The following is an 18036-nucleotide window of genomic DNA, read 5'->3' as shown; positions in this document are numbered from 1 at the left end:
TGTTGGGCTTTCGGCATGCGGCATGGTAGCTTTCGGCCATGGATGATGCTGCTTCGGAGATAGCCAGACTGCGCGCCGCGCTTGCGGCATCGGAAGCGCGTGCCGCCTCTGCCGAGGCCGACCTCGCACAGGTGCGCGCGGTCGTGACGACGTCTGAGGCGATGATCCGGCATCTCAAGCTCGAGATCGCCAAGATACGTCGCGAGCAGTACGGCCAGAGCTCGGAGCGCCGCGCCCGGCTGATCGAGCAAATGGAATTGCAGCTCGAAGAACTTGAAGCCGACGCCACCGAAGACGAGATCGCTGCGGAACGCGTGGCGACGAGAATCACAAATGTCTCCGCTTTCGAACGCCGCCGGCCGGCCCGCAAGCCGTTTCCCGAGCACCTGCCGCGCGAGCGCCTGGTCATCGATGCCCCGTCGACCTGCACCTGCTGCGGCTCGCACCGCATCGTGAAGATGGGCGAAGACATCACCGAGACGCTGGAGATCATTCCGCGCCAGTGGAAGGTGATCCAGACGGTGCGCGAGAAGTTCACCTGCCGGGACTGCGAGAAGATCAGCCAGCCACCGGCCCCTTTCCATGCGACACGCGGGGATGGGCAGGACCGCACCTGCTGGCGACGATCCTGTTCGAGAAGTTCGGCCAACATCAGCCATTGAACCGCCAGGCTGAGCGCTACGCCAGGGAAGGCGTCGCTCTCAGTCTCTCCACACTGGCCGATCAGGTCGGAGCCTGCACGACGGCCCTGCAGCCGATCCATGACCTGATCCGTGCCCATGTTCTGGCCGCCGAGCGGCTGCATGGTGACGACACCACCGTGCCGCTTCTGGCCAGGGGAGCAACAAAGCAGGCGAGGCTCTGGACTTACGTCCGCGATGACCGCCCTTTCGCGGGCGGCGCGCCTCCCGCCGCACTCTTCCACTTCTCTCCCGATCGCGAGAAGACCCACCCCAACACGCATCTCGCCGGATGGCACGGCACCCTGCAAGCCGATGCCTATGGCGGCTACAACGACCTCTATCGTGCCGACCGCCGCCCCGCGCTGGTGATCAGCGCACTTTGCTGGAGCCACGCGCGGCGCAAATTCTTCGAACTCGCTGACATCGCCGGCAACGTGCGCAAGGGCAAACCTGCCCACGAGATATCGCCCGTCGCGCTTGAGGCCGTTGCCCGCATCGACGCGCTCTTCGACATCGAGCGCGGCATAAACGGAATGCCTGCCGAGGATAGGCTCGCAGCGAGGCTGCAACATGCTCGCCCGCTCGTCGAAGAACTGCACGATTGGCTCATGGCCCAGCGCGGGCAAATGTCGAAGCACAACCCCGTCGCCGAGGCGATCAACTACATGTTCGAGAAGGAGGGTCGCTGGGAAGCCTTCGCCCGGTTCCTCGACGACGGCAGACTGTGTCTGACGAACAATGCCGCCGAACGAGCCCTGCGCGGCGTTGCCGTACCTGAGTCATTGTGCACTCCCTCTTTAAGTATCTGTAAACATTGGAAGCGTCTCGGTGTCAGCAATGCGACACGGGCGGCCCTTTCGGGCTATCGCGGCTTGGACGGTTGCCGAAGTCAGATTGCTGGCCCGGATTTGATACGGCGCGCCGGGAACCACCTGCTCGGCAGACAACACGTTCGTCTTGATCAGGTGGCGTATTCGGTGGTTGGTCACGCCCAAAACCGCCGCCGCCTCTGTCATGGTCAGCCATTCGCCCTCTTTATCGGCTGATTTGTACGCGTGAATGGCCCGGACCCGCCTTACTGAAGCGACCCGGTGTGCAGTCCAGGTTTTTCCTTGCCCCGTGGGCATTCCCATTCGATTGAGCGACGCGGCGATATGTTCATCGGACCAGCGTCCTGCCATGCTCCGCATCACTGCCAAAGCATCTTCCGTTGTGGCGCACCCGTGTTCAACCGTCTGGGGCTTGCGAACCTTGAGCTCCGAATGCTGACCGCCTTTCCAATGGATGGTCAGCACCACGTCGCGCACCTCATCATCGACATCGACAACAATGTCGGCGATCAATGTACGTAGCAGTTGCTGGCGCACGCGCATGGTGACATCCGGCGACTCCCAGGCCGCCTGCAGATTGTCGGCGAGGTTTGCGAAAGTGCCTGGGTCAACTTCGATGGTTGAAGGACTTTCGGTAGGCCTGCGCACTTCCAGATCACGGACGCGGCGTAGCGCCGTTTCCCAATTCTTCTCAAGCTGTGCAGCTATCAGGCGGTTGTCGGGATCGCATGCCGCATAGCGGCGCTCGGCGAGGCTAGCCTCGTAGCGGGCCTGTTGTAGCTCCAGATCGTGAATGTGGCGCTGGTCTTCCTGTCGCTCCCGGTGCATCCGCTCTGCTTTAAAAGTCGCCTCGATCGCTAATGGTTCTACCGCGCGCAACAACTCGCGCGCAACCGCCGCATCGACCTTCGAGCCGCCGAACGTCATGCAACGGGGCAAGCCCATCATCAGGTTCTGTTTATAGCAGCGATAGACAGGATTTTGTGGATTTCCCGTATAGGCAACACTCAGTCGCCGTCCAGACCGTCCGCAGGTCAGGAGACCTGATAATAATGCTTTGCCGCCGCGGCCCGATTTAGTCCCACCCGATCGGCCATAATTATTGAGGGCCAGTTGCTGTTGGTTACGCTCGTATTCGCCCCAACTAATGTAACCTTCGTGATGGTCCCGGATCATCACCTCCCAGGTACCGACGGGCTTGCCGTGCCCGTAACTGCGCCGAGCCCATCCATCGACGATGGCAGTCCGCTTCTCGCTCTTCCCATAGACGTAAACGCCGGCGTAGAAGGGGTTTTTGAGGATGCCGATCACATTGCGATAACGTACTGGCATCCATACGAAGTTGGTCATGCGCCCTTCATCCGACGGCCGAGGGAAGTGAATGTGATCTTTCGTCATCGACAGCAGCACCTGACGCGCGCTTCCAAGGTCGTGGAAGCGGGCGAAGATGGATCGAATTACCTCTTGCAGACGCAGATCAGGATCGAGCCCAAGCCCGGCCTCCCGATGCCAAATGTAGCCGAACGGAACAGAAAGTCGCAGTTCGCCACGGCGCGCCTTCGACCTGGCGGCATCGAGCATCCGGGCTCTCAGCACGCCCAGTTCGAACTCGCTGATACTGCCCTTCATTCCCAGCAGCAGCCGATCGTTGGGTCGACATGGATTGTAGACGCCGTCATGGTCAATGACGCGGGCTTCGACCAGGCCGCACAGTTCGAGCAGGTGATGCCAGTCCCGACCGTTGCGCGCAAGCCGTGAAGCATCGAAGCAGAAAACGGCACCAACTTTGCCGGCGCACAGTAGGGCGACGAGACGATCGAAGCCCGGACGGGCGACGGTTCCGCTGGCAGAGCGCCCGAGGTCGTCGTCGATCACCTCGACGTGGCTGAAGCCGTGGTGTCGCGCAATGTCAACAAGATCATACTGCCGTCGCTGGCTTTCCAGATTGGTTATAACCTGCGACTGAGTGGATTGCCGCACATAAACGACGGCCTTGCGCGCGAGCAGCGCTGTCGGAATCAAATCAGTGATGGTCATCGTTGAGCTCCTCGAATATCAGGTCGAGCTGCCGGCCCGACGCCGGCACCAGCGTATTGCGAGATCTCATCATGGTCCTCCTGAGTGATTCTACGTCCACTTCGGAAGGGTGCCGCTTTGCTGCCGCCAGAGACCAGCCTGTTCAATTCGATTAGCGTCGCAAGATCGACGCGTGGCGTTCCCATGGTCATGCCGCGGCAGACCACGGGATCGATCATCCACCCTGAGATCGCGATGACGACACCTGTCGGCCCCAGAACCTTCAAAAACCGGCCTGTCGCTCGTTCTTCGACGCGACGAATGGAAACCTTCTGGCCAAAATATGGATGCCAGCAATAGTGAACCTCGACTTCATCGCCGACATGGGCAGAATGAACAGGGCATTGCTCTCGGAAGAAAGGCATGGCTATTCGCCGGTTCCCAGCGCGGAGGCGAGCGTGCTGCCTTCATGTATTCCCTAATCGTCACGGCAAAGACGAACGATATCGATCCGCAGGCCTGGTTGGCGGACGTGCTCGCCCGCATGCCTGGCATTCCCGTATCACGGCTGCCGGAACTGCTGCCGTGGAACTGGCCCGCCGGAAGCGCCCGGCAGATGGCGGCCTGATGGCGCGCCCGACGCATGTCTACACGATCAACTACGTCGCCACGCTGATTGGCGAGAACCTCGAACTCATCCAGGAGGTCGCCAGCAACTCCGACAACATCGACTATGGTGAGATGATCCATGCCCATGACGGCAGCGAAGAGGGCATCACGACCTTCACCGACCGGGGCATCGAAAGCTTGAAGGAGTTCCTCGCCGATATCCGCACCTGGGAAGGAGGTGTTCGGCAGTTCCTTGTCGACGAGCAATGCGATCGCGACAAGATTCGAACGCATCATGGCAGACGAGCCGAAATCATAAGTGCCGCGGCCTTCGCCGGATGGATACTCTTGTACTGGACGTTGACCTTGCGGCTCAGATGGAGCGCCGCCATGCCCTTGGCGGCCGTGATTCCTCCCAGATTGCCATGATGATCTTCTTGAATGAAAGCTTGCGGTCGGCGAAAACCGAAAATTCGGCGCGGCATTCCGGCTCCGAGCATCAGAACGACGACGCCGTACGGCGCCAGGCAGCCACAGCGAGGGCAATATGGCTTCCCGACGTTCTTGGGCCAACGGAAGTCGACGAACAGGCCGTAGGTGTCGTCCTCGGCTGCCCGAAGCCTCTCTCGGGTCAGGCCAGGCGCACTGGTCGTATTTCGAACCTCCGGTCTCCTGCGGAGAAAGCGTCGTAGGAATTCGGTCTCAGGATGGAATTCGCTCCTGCAGCATGTTCAGGCTTCCGGTCCATACGCGAGACATAAGCAGACAACTCCGTCGTAAGGACGGAAGCGAAAGGTCAGTGCTCTATTCGTATCGATTTGAACATGAAAGGACCCTTACCAGGAGAACGAAACCACGTTCAGGGGTTAGCACTTTCGTAAGGTTGTCAAACCCGTGCCCTTATATCGGGAGAAAATTCAATGTCTCAGAGCCAGACTACCCAGCGCAATCTATAATCCAGTTCAGTGAATGGGTCCAGATCGTGAGAGCTGTCTTCGGGTGACCGCGCCTCATGACGACTATTAACGACTCGTTCCCAACAATCGAACATCCGCAAGGTAGATTCACGTTCGAGCATCTTGTGCCTACCTCTGTATGCCTTACTGGGCAGGTAACATTGCCGTTTCAGGCCCTGTCCTGACCTCTGGCCTTAATGATCTTGTTGTTTATTACCTTTTCCCGAGCAGATCAGACGAACACAACGTAGAACTGGTGGTAAAAAGCGCTGATCAGAAAGAAATTAATTTCAGCCGCATCAAGCGAAGGTGTAACGTCTGCCAACTCGTAAAAAAGGCTCATTTCCAGCAAATAAGGGTGCCCTAGAAACAAAAAAGGCCCCCTAAAGGAGCCTTCCCATGGCGTTTCCGCCGAACGCGTGTGCCCTACCGTGGTGTACCGACCTCTAAGGGTGCACCTGCAACAGCGACCTTTCGGAAGCCTCGTTGTCTGCTGCTCACAAAGATATAACCCTCACGGTCGACTATTTCAAGCCCTTTGTGTGGATGCGATAAGGTGGCGGCTTCGTTTAGCAAAGTTCACGTTTGTGGCACTTGCTCCATGATGCCGGAATTTTCAGAGAGCATCGAACCTACACGCTAGCGGGAGCGGTAACCGATATGGGTTCTTGGCTGAGTGATTTCCAGCACGGCGGAGCTTTCCCAGCTAGCCAAATGGGATATCGTGGGACGGGGAAATGGATCGGTTTTCGAGGATTATGTCTTATCGTCCTCAACGAAGACCGCTTAGAAGATGTTGAGCATTGAATGTGAATTTTCGCTCAAATTCGACGCAACCTAGATGTTTCAGTCGCGGGTGCGGCCATAGCCGACTCATCTTTCATGGAACTGGGCCACCGGTCTAGCGAGACTGTTTTGAATGCATTCATGAAGCAATTTGGCTAAACTCTCAAATATTTGCTATAACGCAAAAAATGCCCAAAATGGGTATTTAAAACGGTTGTAGTGTGGCGATGACAAGTGGTTCAAATCGGTTCAGGTTGGCTCAAGCCTACAACGAGTGGCAGGAAAACAGGGACGTGCGGTGACGGAAGATCTAGCAAGCTACAGAAGTTCGAGAGGCCTCGTCAGCACCGCCGATCCGGAGGTTGACAAGGCGATCTATCGAAAGCCAGGTTTCGGCGGCGAAATTACATCGTTGGGTCACATGGAGGAATTGATCAGCGCGTTCCTGAAAAAGACACGCGAAGCGCAGGGCCTGTCTCGCGCAGACGTTGCTCCAATGCTTGGTCTGTCCATCCCTGTATACGGACGCTACGAGCGGGCATTTTCCAAAATGACTGTTACTCGGATGATCCATCTGTGTGAGATTCTTGGCTTCATGCCTATCGATATGATCTTTGAAGCTGCGCCACATCTTTGGGGCCGCACATCGGAGGAGGCCGAGGATTGTCTCACACTGGCGAGGATTCTTAGGAGACTTCCGAACGGCACGACGCGCGATCTTATTCGGCTCCTGCAGCGAATGATCCCCGATGACGACGAGAGCGACAGAGGTATCAGTGATGTAGCGGAGCCCGTGAAGTGAGCTGGGTTTGTCTATGACGCCCCGACCAGTAGTTAGCAGTATTGGTGATAGCTGTCGCAGCCGACGCGCTGTCGTCGGTGTGCAGACACCCGCAATCTCACAACTTAGTTTTTCACTCGAATTTCCGTCTGATCAACAATACGCGCCGATTGCGCAATTTTTCGATGTTTGGTTGGCGTTGATCTCGCTCGATGCTCGAGCGATTCGTCGGCGAGCGACGCCAAGTCTATTTGCATGCGCTTTGCTTCGACAGTAGGGTCTGTGTTAAACTCCCTCGTTGGGTTTTCCCGCTCAATGCCATGTGGGTATTCGAGCTGCCGGCGCGCATGCTTTGATTTCGATTGCTGAATCTAAGCCCGTCCTCTCCGCGCCTCCGTTCCATCGCGCCGATCCTTTTTGCCATTCGGCTCGGAAACAGTCTTTTGACATCACGATCAGGTTCCGCGAAAACGGGGTCGAGTCGCTGAGACTGGAAACGCTGTTCATGGCTGTCGCCGTTCAGAGGTAAGGGCATCGCCTAGGTGGGTGTCGAGAGATGGAATCTATAGGCCGCGTTTCATCTCATCGGCCATGATGCGGTCGATTATTTCAGGATCGCACTGTGTGTCGATGAGGAACTCGCGGATACCGCCGTCCCACGTCCTGATGTCGGCGAGTAGGCTTTGAAGTTCTTCGATGCCATTCTCGGTCAGACCCTTCGTGCCGTCTTCACTGCCATCGCCGACGTAAACCAGTTCGCCTTCGGAGATGTTGTCCGAGTTTGCGGTCACTTCTTCGATCAGTTCGAGGTTTTCGCCGATCATGCCGGCGACTTGGCTGAGTGTGTAGATGAACCTCGAGCGCGCCATCAGGCGGCCTCGCATCGAGCTTTTGCCGGCGTCCAGTTCCAAGGCAGGAGGTCTTCAATTCGGTCTTCGGGGTGATCCTGGATCCGGGTCAGGACATCCGTCAGATAGACCTCTGGATTATGGCCTTGCAGTTTGACCGTCTCGATGATGGTGAGGATGTTGGCGATGCGCTCGCCGCCCTTGTCCGAGCCGGCAAACAGCCAGTTCTTCCTTCCAATTCCAAGCGGACGCATGGCTCGTTCAGCGATGTTGTTGTCGATTTCGACACGGCCATCGTCGATGTAGACGCTCAAGGCTGCCCATCGCGACAGGGCATATCGCATCGCCTCGGCCAGCCTCTGCTTCTGAGGCAAAGTCGAGAGTGTCGCCTCGATCCAGGCCTTGAGTTCGTCCAGAACAGGCCGGCATGGTGTTGGCGCAGGGTGCGCCGCTCGTCAGCCGACATGCCTCGGATACGGTTCTCGATATCGTAGAGAGCGCCGATGCGTGACAGCGCTTCCTCAGCGATCGGAGACGGCTTGAGCTTTATCACATCATGGAACTTGCGGCGCACATGCGCCATGCAGGCGGCTTCAATGATCTGGTTGCCATAGAGCTTCTTGTAACCCCCGTAGCCGTCGGCATGCATGACGCCGCTGAAGCTTGCCAGGTGATCAGCCGGATGTGCGCCCCTGCGGTCGGGGCTGTAGTAATAGGCAATGGCTGCGGGAGTGGCGGATTGATAGCCACTGCCGTCAAAGACGTAGACCCAGACCCTGCCGGTTTTTGTCTTGCCCCGCCCGGGGTCGAGAACATCGACCGGGGTATCGTCCGTATGTATTCGGTCGAGTGCGGCGATATGGGCCCTGATTAACAGGACAAGTGGTGTCAGCAATGCAGATACCCGGCCGACCCAGTCGGCCATTACGGATCGGGAGATGTCTATCCCCAACCGGTCGTACATCTCTGACAGGCGGTAGAGGGGAATGTGATCGTCGAATTTGGCGATCATGATGTGGGCGAGCAGCCCCGGCCCGGGTTTGCCGCGCTCGATCGGCAAGGTCGGCATCTCGCCAGCCACTGTCGTATCGCATTCCCTGCAGATCATGCGCTTCTCGACATGCCGGACAATCTTGACCGACGCCGGCACGTGCTCCAGCACCTGGACCACTCTGTCGGCCGCCTTCAGGAACGAAGTGCCACCGCAGGTCGGGCAATTGCAGGGAGCTGCATAGACCAGTTCTTCGGTGGTGAGATCATCGGGTAGAGGCTTGCGCTTCGGCTTCTCGGATGCGTCGTCCAACTCCGGCAGAGGCGGTTTCCCGGAGCGCTGTTCAGCCTCGGCCCGGGAGGCCTCGATCTCCTCCAACATCAGCTCGAATTGCTCGATCTTCCTGTCGATCTTTTCCGAAGACGCGCCATGTTGCCGATGTCGGAGAAGCTCTAGTTGCGCGCGAAGAAGCCCGATTATGGAGTCTCGCTTGATGACCTCGGCTTCCTGGCTCTCAAGTTTTGCCGCCTGTCCCGCGACGAGTGCGCGCAAAGTATTGAGCTCGTCCTGACTGTCCAGCGGCGCTGTTTCCATATCCGCGAAACTAGCCGATTTGCCTCTGACGCACCAGCGTTAAGCTTCCCATGCCCCTGCAAAATATAGCTTTTATCCCGTTCGGCCGGGAGCGGAAGTCCACGCCGGGCGTCGCCAATCGATCCCCTCAACGAGCATCGAAAGCTGCGCCTGCGTCAGGTGCGCTACACCCTCTTTCGCCGTCGGCCAGGGAAAGTATCCGCGCTCCAAAATCTTGTAGAACAGACAGAACCCCTGGCCATCCCACCAAAGAAGCTTGATCCGGTCCGCGCGTTTTCCGCGAAAGCCGAAGATTGCGCCCGAGCCCGGTGCCTCCCTCACGACCGTCTCGACCAGCGCGGACAGACCATCAATGCCACGCCGCATATCGGTCACTCCGCAGGCCAGATAGACCCTCACATTCCCCGATGGGCCGATCATACCGCCTCCACGCAAGCGACGAGCGGGCCAAGCAGCTTCAACTCAACGTCAACCGCAACCTTCAAGCTCCGACCGTTTCGAAGCAAGATCTCAACGATCGTCGGCCTTGTTGCTGCGGTAGACGGCTGGCTTACGCCAACCTCCTCCGTGATTTCCACCGGGAGGAACACCGTCGGCCGATCGGCATAGTTGAATGATTGCCGCCACAAGCGGATCTGGCCCGGATGAATGTCGTGCCGGCGCGCCACATCGCCAATGCGAGCACCGGGCTCATCAGCTTCCGCAAGTATCCTCAGCTTCGCCTCGTCCGACCAACGCCGTCTGCGCTCGGTACCGGACATGATCTCTATGCGAGCCATGAAACCTCTTCGTTCTGGTATTAATGTCAGCACTAATGCTGGTTCTAATGCCAGAACATCGCCTGATTTGGCCGATCAGCAAAAACAGCTCACCGTACGCTCACCCTAGGTGTTTAGTCCCGGCATTTGATGGATGGGGTCGATGATGAATCGATCCGGCTCCAAAGTCCATCGTCTACAGATGAACTCGTAAGGCGTAAGGCCCTTTAACGTCTTGAGCCGGCGCCCGAAATTGTAGGCGTCGATAAAGTCGGCCAGATGTTTTTTCAACTGCGCATGATCGTCGTAGTGGAAGCGCTTGACGGTCGCCTCCTTGATCGTTCGGTTCATCCGTTCGACCTGTCCGTTGGTCCAGGGATGCTTCACCTTGGTCAGGCGATGCTCGATGCTGTGATCGTCGCAGACCCAATCGAAGATGTGCTGGAAGGCATTTCGATCACAAGCTCGGTTGGTGAACTGAATGCCATTGTCGGTCAAAACGGTGTGAATGGTGTAGGGCACTGCCGCGATCAGATTGCGCAAGAACTGAGCGGCATTCATCTTGCCGGCTTTGGTGTAGAGTTCCGCGAACGCGAACTTGGATGTTCGGTCAATTGCGACAAAGAGATAGAGCTTGCCCTCAGCCGTCTGCACCTCGTCAATATCGATGTGGAAGTAAGCGATCGGATAGCTTTTGAACTTCTTCTTCGGCTCCTTGTCGCCTCTGACCTCCGGCAGACGTGAAATGCCGTGGCGCTGCAAACACCTGTGCAACGACGAACGCGTCAGATGTGAAATGGTCGGCTGAAGAGCGTAGAGGCAATCATCGAGCGGCAGCAACGTGTGCCGGCGGAAGGCGACGATAGCGGCCTCTTCTTCGAGGGAAAGGGTCGTCGAGTGCGGGTCCTTTGGGCCTGTAGGAAGGTCGACCAACGATGTCCGCTTCTTCCATTTCGCCACGGTTTTCTGGTTGATCCCGTATCGCTTCGAAAGCGTTTTCAGGCTCTCTTCACTATTGCTCGACGGATTGCCTCTGTCGTCGTGGCGCTCCCGTGTAGAACCTGGCCCATAGTGCTTCCCTCCATGCCAAGGAAAATATTGCACCATCAAATGCCGGAACCAAACACCAGAGCAGCCAGCGCGCGGAGCCGTGATTGGTCTGCCGTGAACCGAGAGCTCCACGTGCAGGACAAAAGGCCACCATGCCCGCACACGACGTCCCGGGAGCTAGACGAGGAAATGAAGCGACCGTTATCACCAAAATCACTGAGGGTCATAGCCAATTTGGCGCAAGTGGATAATCCTTGCGTGAAGCGATTTCGGTATGATCTATGTCTATGTACTTGCGATCACTTATATATTTTGGTGAACGATAGCTATCGGGTGAGGTCCGCGTGGCCCAAAATGCGCCAAATTAGATCGAAACGAAACATTGGTGGTTCCAAGCACATCACTTTCCGTATAAAGAGCTTTGGCGCATTTACCTCAGTCGGAGCAATGTCAGGACCACCATTGAAGCAATGGATTAATGAACTCGGTTTGCAACAAGTCGATGATCCAGGCATAGACAAGCCGGTCTATCGAAAACCTTTTGACGGACGGATTGCACTTAGCGCCGAACTCGAAAACTTGATCAGCATCAGCCTTCGCGAAGCCCGCGATAAGCGAAAACTCCCGCGCTCGAAACTGGCGCCCTTGCTTGGCATCACTAAGCAGGTCTACGGCCGGTACGAAAATGGAGTATCCCGCTTGACCGTGAGCCGACTGATTCATCTGTGTGAGGTTTTGGATGCCACTCCGGAAGAGATTATCGCCCCGGCGGCACCTTATCTTTGGGGCGAAACTGAAACCAAAGCGGTTCTGCTGCTGGCTACTATCGTGAAGTTGCGGACTTTCGATGAAGAGATCTTGCAAGATATTTTCAGCTTACTAAGCCGCATAGACGAGACCGGTAGCGATAGCGGCGATCGTGCCATGAAAGTCGCGTCTACCAGCGCCACTGCAGACGATCGCGAATAGGACGTAGATCGCTAGCTTCAATAAACAGAACGTGCGTCCCTGATGAAGTTCCATCAGAAACCGCGAAGGACTAGCTGGCGACCGTTCATCGCCACTCCGGGACATAGGTGGGTAAACCGGGGAGGGCGCAGTTGGGTCAACTGGTCCAACGCATCCCTGCTTTCGGCCGCTGGAGGGGACGCGCGGTCGTCTTTACGCCGCGAGTGCCAGGGAGGTCACGTCAAAGTCTAAGAAACCCGTATATTCGACATACAAAGCATCGATAATTCCATTCATACAATCCATTTTACCAATCTCCCGTGATGATGCACTAGGAATGATCTCAGACGCGAGTGACGGCGAAACATTTGACGATCCGGACTGGCTATAGCGCGAACCCGAGCAACGGCGCCGACATGCATCGGGGCGGCCACTGCTTCGATCGCACAGTGCGGGCTTCAAAAACAGCAGCAGGAAATACCAAAGGAGGTCTTTGCATGCGTTCTGAGGTGCGGTGGAAGCTGTGCTGGGAAAACGAGCTGGAACTCATCGACCACGTCGATCCTCCCGAGCTCTTTCGCAAAGCCCAAGGGCCGACCGGGGTCTTCAATTTCAGTGGCAGCCAAAGCTGGGCAAGGCGCGCCGACAACCTGCATTGGCAGGCGACCGACGCTGACAAGGGCGCGCGCGGCGATGAAGAGTCAGCAGCCAGCCGTCCTTTTGTTCACTGGACTTTCCGGCTCCGGCAAGTCGACAATCGCCAATGCGCTCGACCGGCTGCTGCATGCCCACGGGAAGCACACCTACATCCTCGACGGCGACAACGTGCGCCACGGGCTCAATCGCGACCTGGCTTCAATCAACCCGATCGCGTCGAGAACATCCGCCGCGTTGCCGAGGTCGCCGAGCTGATGGAGGAGGGGAGCTTATTGAAATCCTCGTCGACACGCCGCTTGAGGAATGCGCGCGACGCGATCCGAAGGGGCTTTATCGGAAGGCGCTCGCCGGCAAGATCGCCAATTTCACCGGCGTTTCCTCGCCGTACGAAATCCCTGAGGGCGCTGAATTACATCTCGAAACGGTTGGCCACGACCCTGCGGCGTTGGCGTTTGAGATCGAACAGTTCCTCGAAAGGCGAATGGAGCAAGTGACGCATGAGTGTGAGAGTGGGGAGGCTTGACCATTGGCGGCTTGAAGCGGCCGCGGCGGTCCTTGGCCTATTAACTACGCGGCGACCGTAGCAGCCCGCAGGCGGCCCGCGCCAACGTCCGATGTGGCTTCAACAGGAGACGGCCGATCACGCGCTCACGACTCGGCTTACTGAAACGGAGAAAAGATATGGCTGATGCAAAGCTGCAAGCCGTGCTTTCGGCTCTTTCGCCGATGGCGAGACAGCTAAATGCGCTACCCTCCAATCAACCGGGGCGAGATGCGAACTGCGTTAAACTAAACACGAATGAGAATCCGTTTCCGTTGCCGATGATGGTGTTGCAAAGTGCGCTGGCGGCCCTCGAACGGCATTATCTGTATCCCGAAGATGACAATCTGAGCTTGCGCGACGCAGCCGCCAGCGCGTATGGCCTCTCCCAGGATCAGGTGGTCGCCGGGAACGGCTCGTCGGAGCTGCTTGGGCTCATCTACAGAGCATTCCTCGACCCGGGAGATAGCGTTGCGATGATATCGCCAGGTTTTTCCTTTAACCGCAAACTGGCCAAGTTGCAGGGTGCCAGATTTCTCGAAATCGAATGGGGCGAGTCTTATTCTCTGCCAATCGAGCAGCTGCTTCTTGGTCCAGCAAAAGATGCAAAATTCATACTGCTGGCCAATCCGAACAATCCAACGGGAACATTCGTTCCGGTGGCTGAAATCGACCGCCTCGTCGCGCAATCGGACCAGTTGATAGTGGTGGATGAAGCGTATGTCGACTTTGCACCCGATGATGCCCTGCGCCTAGTCGATCGTCATCCAAACCTTCTAGTATTGAGAACACTTTCGAAAGGCTTTGCAGCCGCGGGAATTCGCGTCGGTTTCGGCTTTGGTCATCCCGAACTTATTGGGAGGCTACGCAACCTGCAAAATGTCTTTAACATGAACGTGATCGGCCATGCGGTGGGCATTAGTATCCTTTCGCACCGCGCCGACTACGACGAGAACCACAGATATATTAAACATGAAAGACACAGAACGACCACTGCCTTGTCTCAATTGGGCTTTTCTGTCATTCCCTCCCACACAAACTTTTTGCTAGCTCGGGTGCCACCCGGACGAGATGGCAAATGGTGGCAAGCGTCTTTGGATAGGCAGAACATACTTGTAGCCGTCTTTCCCGATGCCGGTTTGGAAAATTTTATCCGCGTCAGCATCGGCACCAGAACCCAAATGGACGCGTTCCTTTCAGCCGCCAGGGACATCATTTCTGGAAGTATGAAGACGCAGAGCTAGGCGGTTAGAATTATTGGCCACACTGCTTGTCACTTGGAAACACCAAGTATCGAAGTCCATATTGTGGGATAAAGATCACAAATAAGCGCAAGACCGTAAAGCGTGTGCCGTCTCGATCCCGTTGATTACGCGTGTTATTGGCGCACGAGTGGAGCACCCGGTGGCCGATGCGAGGCTTATTTCTGGCGATTCGGCCGCGGCTCTGCCGCTGTATTGGGAATGGTTTAGGTTTCTTCATAATCGGTCCTTCGCATTGACATTGAGCGAACAGTAATCTGCGGTCGTCGCCGATCTTCCGTCGATCACCTGCGACAGAACCTCGATCCGCTAAAGATCACGCTCGCTCATCGCCATTGATCCCACCCGCAATCCCCTACGCCAGCAAACGTGGGCAGTATGGCATTCGAACTTGGCAGAAACAGAACTTTTTCAATCTGCGGCACTCTAGCCGCTACAGAGATTCGAAGCGGGAGCCGTGCGGCCATGGTCACCATCCGCCTTGCTACCAAATGGTACAAGCAGAGCCGCGGCTTCGCCGATCGGCAGGTCGACCACCGTGATTCCGCTTGCTGCAAGGAAACGGCGCTCGTTTTTGGTAAGGCCTTCCGCATCAAGTACTGCAAAGTGGGGGCCGTGAGAGCGCTTGATGATCTGTCGAGCGTAGATCCGGAGCATCTGATCGTTGAAGCGGCAGCCAATGAAAAGAAAACCGCGATCTATACGCCGTTCTTTCACCATTCCAGGTATTGGCGTCTGGATATCGATTTCGGTTAGGACTTCCACGTAATCGGAATCGGACACCAGAAAGTTCGAAGCTGGTATAACACTGCCGTACGGCGCATAGAGGACCGTCTTTGGCGCTGCGACGCATTCGACGTCTCTCCCGGACAGATCGTAAGTTTTTGTCCAAATGTCGCCGCCGCCGTTTGCACGCGTGACGCCCTGAATCTCGACGACATCCGTTCGACCGGTCTTCGCGAAAGCCGCACGCATTGTCCCGTCGTACCAACCGTCGACGATAAGGGAGAGCGGCAGCGTTGCGAGCCAGTCGTGGAGGGCGGTCGGCGCCACGGGTGCTCCAAATATTTCTGCCATCCAGGCCTGAAGCGTCCGGCGATGCCGTCGCTGTTCAATAAACTGCGCGACTGACCACATATTGCTGCGTATCCTGGAAGGGGCAGGTGTGCGTTCGTTGAGTGCCGCGGAGACGGCTTCCGGGGTGTCCGGTACAGGTGGTTCCGTGGATTGCAGCCGAAGGAGATCCGGACCGAGATAGGGAACGATCCGATCCGCAGCGAGCGCTTCCTGAAGCAGCCTAAGTCTTTCTTCGGCGTCACCGTTGCGAATGATCAGGAGACGGTCCGAGGTCAAAATTTTATTCATGCTGTTTTCTCTTACCTCTCGTTTGCAGCATCAGTCCTCGTCAGGAATCTTCCTTGCGTGGACGGTGATCGGCAGAGGCGTATCCCGCGATAGCTTGGGCAAGACGAGTCTCCAGCCGTTCCTGAGAGTGATCGTGCCGCCCCACATGTCATCAGCCTCGACATCTACGATCGGCTCTTCGAGATCTTTCTTTGGTACGTAAGCCGACAAGCCGGCGCTCGTTCTGCGAATCATTATCTTCATGTCGCTATTCCTTCGTTGGGGGCCCCGCGATTTCAGCAGCGCCGCAAGCAGCGGCGTTGTCTAGACTCGTCAGTTCACGGGCACGCATGCCGACGATAGTGCCACGTTCGACCCATTCGACGGCATAGATGTAAAACTGCTGGAGAAAGGTGCCGATGTCGCGCACATAGCCTTCGTCGCCCTTCCGCACCAAACTTTCCCCAATTTTTTTGCCAGCATAGGTGCCGTCATTCTTTACGTGAAGTCTGGCCCGCACCCGCTCGCCGGGTGTAAATCGTGGAGGCCTGTGGATTTCGACCTCCTGTTCACGTCCAAGGCCCATGGGCATTCCTCCTTGCAGGATATCATTGAAGGCTTCTCCGCAGGAGCCCCGACCATGCTGAAGGTCAAATCGCAGGTGCGGCGAGGACGCAGGTCTTCGGCACGGGGCAAACCTCCGCGCATTGCTGCGTTTCGAAGGTACCCTTGCATTCGGTGCATTTTTCCGGGTCGATAACGTAGATCTCACCTTTGAACCTGATCGCACCGGAGGGGCATTCGAACTCGCAGGCACCGCACTGGGTGCATTGGGACGCTATGATCCTGAAGGCCATTTTTAAACTCCTGAAGATGTTGGATTAAGAGCGCTCACGCCGTCGCCGCTTGTGGTTCGACGCCAAACTTGGCGGCGTAGAGGGTGCCGATGGCGGTCTCGATGTAGTCATAGCAATAAGCATCCGTTGCCCGAACCCCGGCCTCCATGAGCTTAGTCTTAGGGCACTCCCCGATCTTGGCGCATAGCACGACGTCAATACCGACCAGCGCAGTTATGATGCCGTCGAGGGTGGCTTCCTCGCCCCTGCCTCCGAGGCAATACTGTTCGATCTTGCGATGCCCGACGTAGGTGATGCCTCTCGACGAAGCTTCGTATACTTGGAACTCCTTCGCATGGCCGAAGTGCTCGTTGATGCGACCGCCACCCTTTGTCGCGACCGCGACGTGGAGGGACCCATCGCCGGCTGCTTTGACTGTCTCGATTGCCTCGCTCTTGGCGGTCGCGTGATCGCCGCGTTCGCGGGCGATCACTTCCCGATAGGCCTCGCGCTTACGGGCGTCATAGGTGATCTCTCCGGGAAGCTGGTCGAGTGCGAACTCCTGGCCCCGATCATCCCCAAGCAGGCCGACGGCATCGGCCCTACACTGCCGGCAATGGCGCATTAGCTTTGCGCCGCCTTCGAGACGATCCTGGAGCGCCTTCAATTCGAGCGCCCGCGGGCCGCGCTGTCCGGTCAAGCCGTAGTAGGTGCCATGGGCCGGATCGGAAATAAGCGGCATGACGTTGTGCAGGAACGCCCCCCGCTCCTTGACCCATTTATTTACCTCGACCAGGTGTTCGTCGTTGACACCAGGAATCATCACCGAATTGACTTTGGTGATGATGCCGCACGCGGTCAGCATCTCCAGGCCCACCATTTGCCGCTCGTGCAGAATTCTCGCAGCTTCGATGCCGGTGTAACGACGGTTGCGGTAAAAGATCCAGGGATAGATCTTTGCGCCGATTTCAGGGTCAACCATGTTGATCGTAATTGTCACGTGATCGACATTCATGTCGACAAGTTCGGCGACGTGATCCGGCAGCGCAAGCCCGTTGGTGGAGATGCACAGCTTGATGTCGTGGATCTCCCCCGCAACTCGTTCGAACGTTTCCTTTGTCTTCTTCCAGTCGTAACAGGCATCGCCCGGTCCGGCGACACCCAGCACGGAAAGCTGCGGCACTTCGTTGGCGACGGCAATGACCTTGCGCAGCGCCTGGTCTGGCGTCAACTTTTCCGAGACGACCCCAGGGCGGCTTTCGTTGGCGCAGTCATATTTACGATTGCAATAGTTGCACTGGATATTGCAGGCTGGTGCGACCGCGACATGCATGCGCGCGAAATAATGGTGAGCCTCTTCTGAATAGCAGGGGTGGTTTTTGATCTTCGCCCAGATAGCCTGGTCCACGTCGGCCGGTTTTGTGGACACGCCACATGACGAGGATGTGCAGCCACTCGGTTTCGCGGTCGCCAGCAATTGATACAAGGATGTCGTGCTGGTCGCACTTTCAAGCGAAATCATCGGTGCGGACATTGAGTGCTCCGT

14 protein-coding genes and 7 pseudogenes are annotated in these 18036 nt (G+C 57.1%); 8 read left to right on the top strand and 13 right to left on the bottom strand.

Annotated features, from left to right (window positions below; all coding sequences use genetic code 11):
- Nucleotides 1-38 precede the first annotated feature (38 nt).
- Nucleotides 39-1729, top strand: a protein-coding gene (gene tnpC, locus N2597_RS32165) for an IS66 family transposase (RefSeq protein ID WP_237350495.1) whose coding sequence is annotated in 2 segments (ribosomal slippage) — nt 39-591 and nt 591-1729 — 1692 coding nt in all. Because the reading frame shifts where the segments join, the coding sequence is not laid out codon by codon here.
- 723 nt (nt 1730-2452) lie between these two features.
- Here tnpC and N2597_RS32160 read toward each other — a convergent pair.
- Together N2597_RS32160 and N2597_RS32155 are read right to left on the bottom strand one after the other, a co-directional pair.
- A pseudogene (locus N2597_RS32160) lies at nt 2453-3550 on the bottom strand (recombinase family protein); the annotation flags it as partial.
- Complete coding sequence (locus N2597_RS32155; RefSeq protein ID WP_012489556.1) at nt 3547-3954, bottom strand: hypothetical protein; 408 nt, start codon at nt 3952-3954, stop codon at nt 3547-3549. The pseudogene N2597_RS32160 and the gene N2597_RS32155, both read right to left, overlap by 4 nt.
- On the opposite strand from N2597_RS32155, the pseudogene N2597_RS32150 reads away from it, so the two are divergent.
- Nucleotides 3927-4157, top strand: a pseudogene (locus N2597_RS32150) (transposase domain-containing protein); the annotation flags it as partial. The gene N2597_RS32155 and the pseudogene N2597_RS32150 overlap by 28 nt on opposite strands.
- Nucleotides 4157-4457 (top strand): annotated as a pseudogene (locus N2597_RS32145) (hypothetical protein). The pseudogenes N2597_RS32150 and N2597_RS32145, both read left to right, overlap by 1 nt.
- Here the strand turns inward: N2597_RS32145 and N2597_RS32140 are convergent.
- Nucleotides 4432-4623: a hypothetical protein gene (locus N2597_RS32140; RefSeq protein WP_170965075.1), complete on the bottom strand. Its 192-nt coding sequence runs from the start codon at nt 4621-4623 to the stop codon at nt 4432-4434. The pseudogene N2597_RS32145 and the gene N2597_RS32140 sit on opposite strands and share 26 nt — an antisense overlap.
- Nucleotides 4624-6178: 1555 nt before the next feature.
- Here N2597_RS32140 and N2597_RS32135 point away from each other — a divergent pair.
- Nucleotides 6179-6682 carry a helix-turn-helix transcriptional regulator gene (locus tag N2597_RS32135; protein WP_010069248.1) on the top strand — a complete coding sequence of 168 codons (504 nt, stop codon included), beginning with the start codon at nt 6179-6181 and terminating at the stop codon, nt 6680-6682.
- Between the two features lie 542 nt (nt 6683-7224).
- Here the strand turns inward: N2597_RS32135 and N2597_RS32130 are convergent.
- From N2597_RS32130 to N2597_RS32110, 5 genes and pseudogenes are all read right to left on the bottom strand, one after another.
- Nucleotides 7225-7530 carry a hypothetical protein gene (locus tag N2597_RS32130; protein WP_009996984.1) on the bottom strand — a complete coding sequence of 102 codons (306 nt, stop codon included), beginning with the start codon at nt 7528-7530 and terminating at the stop codon, nt 7225-7227.
- Nucleotides 7530-9094 (bottom strand): annotated as a pseudogene (locus N2597_RS32125) (IS66-like element ISRel19 family transposase). The gene N2597_RS32130 and the pseudogene N2597_RS32125 overlap by 1 nt, the downstream one beginning before the upstream one ends.
- A 72-nt stretch (nt 9095-9166) precedes the next feature.
- Nucleotides 9167-9514, bottom strand: coding sequence for an IS66 family insertion sequence element accessory protein TnpB (tnpB, locus tag N2597_RS32120; RefSeq protein ID WP_009996986.1), 348 nt, complete (start codon nt 9512-9514; stop codon nt 9167-9169).
- Complete coding sequence (gene tnpA / locus N2597_RS32115; protein WP_029875542.1) at nt 9511-9873, bottom strand: IS66-like element accessory protein TnpA; 363 nt, start codon at nt 9871-9873, stop codon at nt 9511-9513. The genes tnpB and tnpA overlap by 4 nt, the downstream gene beginning before the upstream one ends.
- 105 nt (nt 9874-9978) lie before the next feature.
- Nucleotides 9979-10922, bottom strand: a pseudogene (locus N2597_RS32110) (IS481 family transposase).
- A gap of 442 nt (nt 10923-11364) precedes the next feature.
- Between N2597_RS32110 and N2597_RS32105 the strand changes: the two are divergent.
- The 4 genes and pseudogenes from N2597_RS32105 (at nt 11365) to hisC (ending at nt 14292) form a co-directional block, all read left to right on the top strand.
- Nucleotides 11365-11871 (top strand): helix-turn-helix domain-containing protein, encoded by a 507-nt coding sequence (locus tag N2597_RS32105; protein ID WP_004671987.1) that lies wholly within the window; start codon nt 11365-11367, stop codon nt 11869-11871.
- A 395-nt stretch (nt 11872-12266) separates the two neighbouring features.
- A pseudogene (locus N2597_RS33785) lies at nt 12267-12446 on the top strand (hypothetical protein); the annotation flags it as partial.
- A gap of 39 nt (nt 12447-12485) precedes the next feature.
- A pseudogene (locus N2597_RS32095) lies at nt 12486-13030 on the top strand (adenylyl-sulfate kinase); the annotation flags it as partial.
- A 158-nt stretch (nt 13031-13188) separates the two neighbouring features.
- A complete protein-coding gene (gene hisC, locus N2597_RS32090) occupies nt 13189-14292 on the top strand; it encodes a histidinol-phosphate transaminase (RefSeq protein ID WP_008536542.1) in 1104 nt (367 codons plus the stop codon).
- Between the two features lie 444 nt (nt 14293-14736).
- Here hisC and N2597_RS32085 read toward each other — a convergent pair whose 3' ends face one another.
- The 5 genes from N2597_RS32085 to nifB form a co-directional block, all read right to left on the bottom strand.
- Nucleotides 14737-15675 (bottom strand): SIR2 family NAD-dependent protein deacylase, encoded by a 939-nt coding sequence (locus N2597_RS32085; protein ID WP_012489553.1) that lies wholly within the window; start codon nt 15673-15675, stop codon nt 14737-14739.
- Between the two features lie 30 nt (nt 15676-15705).
- Entirely contained in the window at nt 15706-15918 is a 213-nt protein-coding gene (gene nifT / locus N2597_RS32080; protein WP_004678514.1) for a putative nitrogen fixation protein NifT, read from the bottom strand.
- A gap of 4 nt (nt 15919-15922) precedes the next feature.
- Nucleotides 15923-16240, bottom strand: a complete 318-nt coding sequence (locus N2597_RS32075) for a nitrogen fixation protein NifZ (RefSeq protein ID WP_012489552.1) — start codon at nt 16238-16240, stop codon at nt 15923-15925.
- Between the two features lie 64 nt (nt 16241-16304).
- Nucleotides 16305-16511 (bottom strand): 4Fe-4S binding protein, encoded by a 207-nt coding sequence (locus N2597_RS32070; RefSeq protein ID WP_012489551.1) that lies wholly within the window; start codon nt 16509-16511, stop codon nt 16305-16307.
- 34 nt (nt 16512-16545) lie between these two features.
- The gene (nifB, locus tag N2597_RS32065; RefSeq protein WP_012489550.1) at nt 16546-18024 is read right to left on the bottom strand and encodes a nitrogenase cofactor biosynthesis protein NifB; all 1479 of its coding nucleotides are present in this window, start codon (nt 18022-18024) and stop codon (nt 16546-16548) included.
- Between the last annotated feature and the right edge of the window lie 12 nt (nt 18025-18036).

The organism is Rhizobium sophoriradicis (genome assembly GCF_025200795.1).
GTDB lineage: Bacteria > Pseudomonadota > Alphaproteobacteria > Rhizobiales > Rhizobiaceae > Rhizobium > Rhizobium sophoriradicis.
This window is presented reverse-complemented; position numbering and strand designations above follow the sequence as displayed.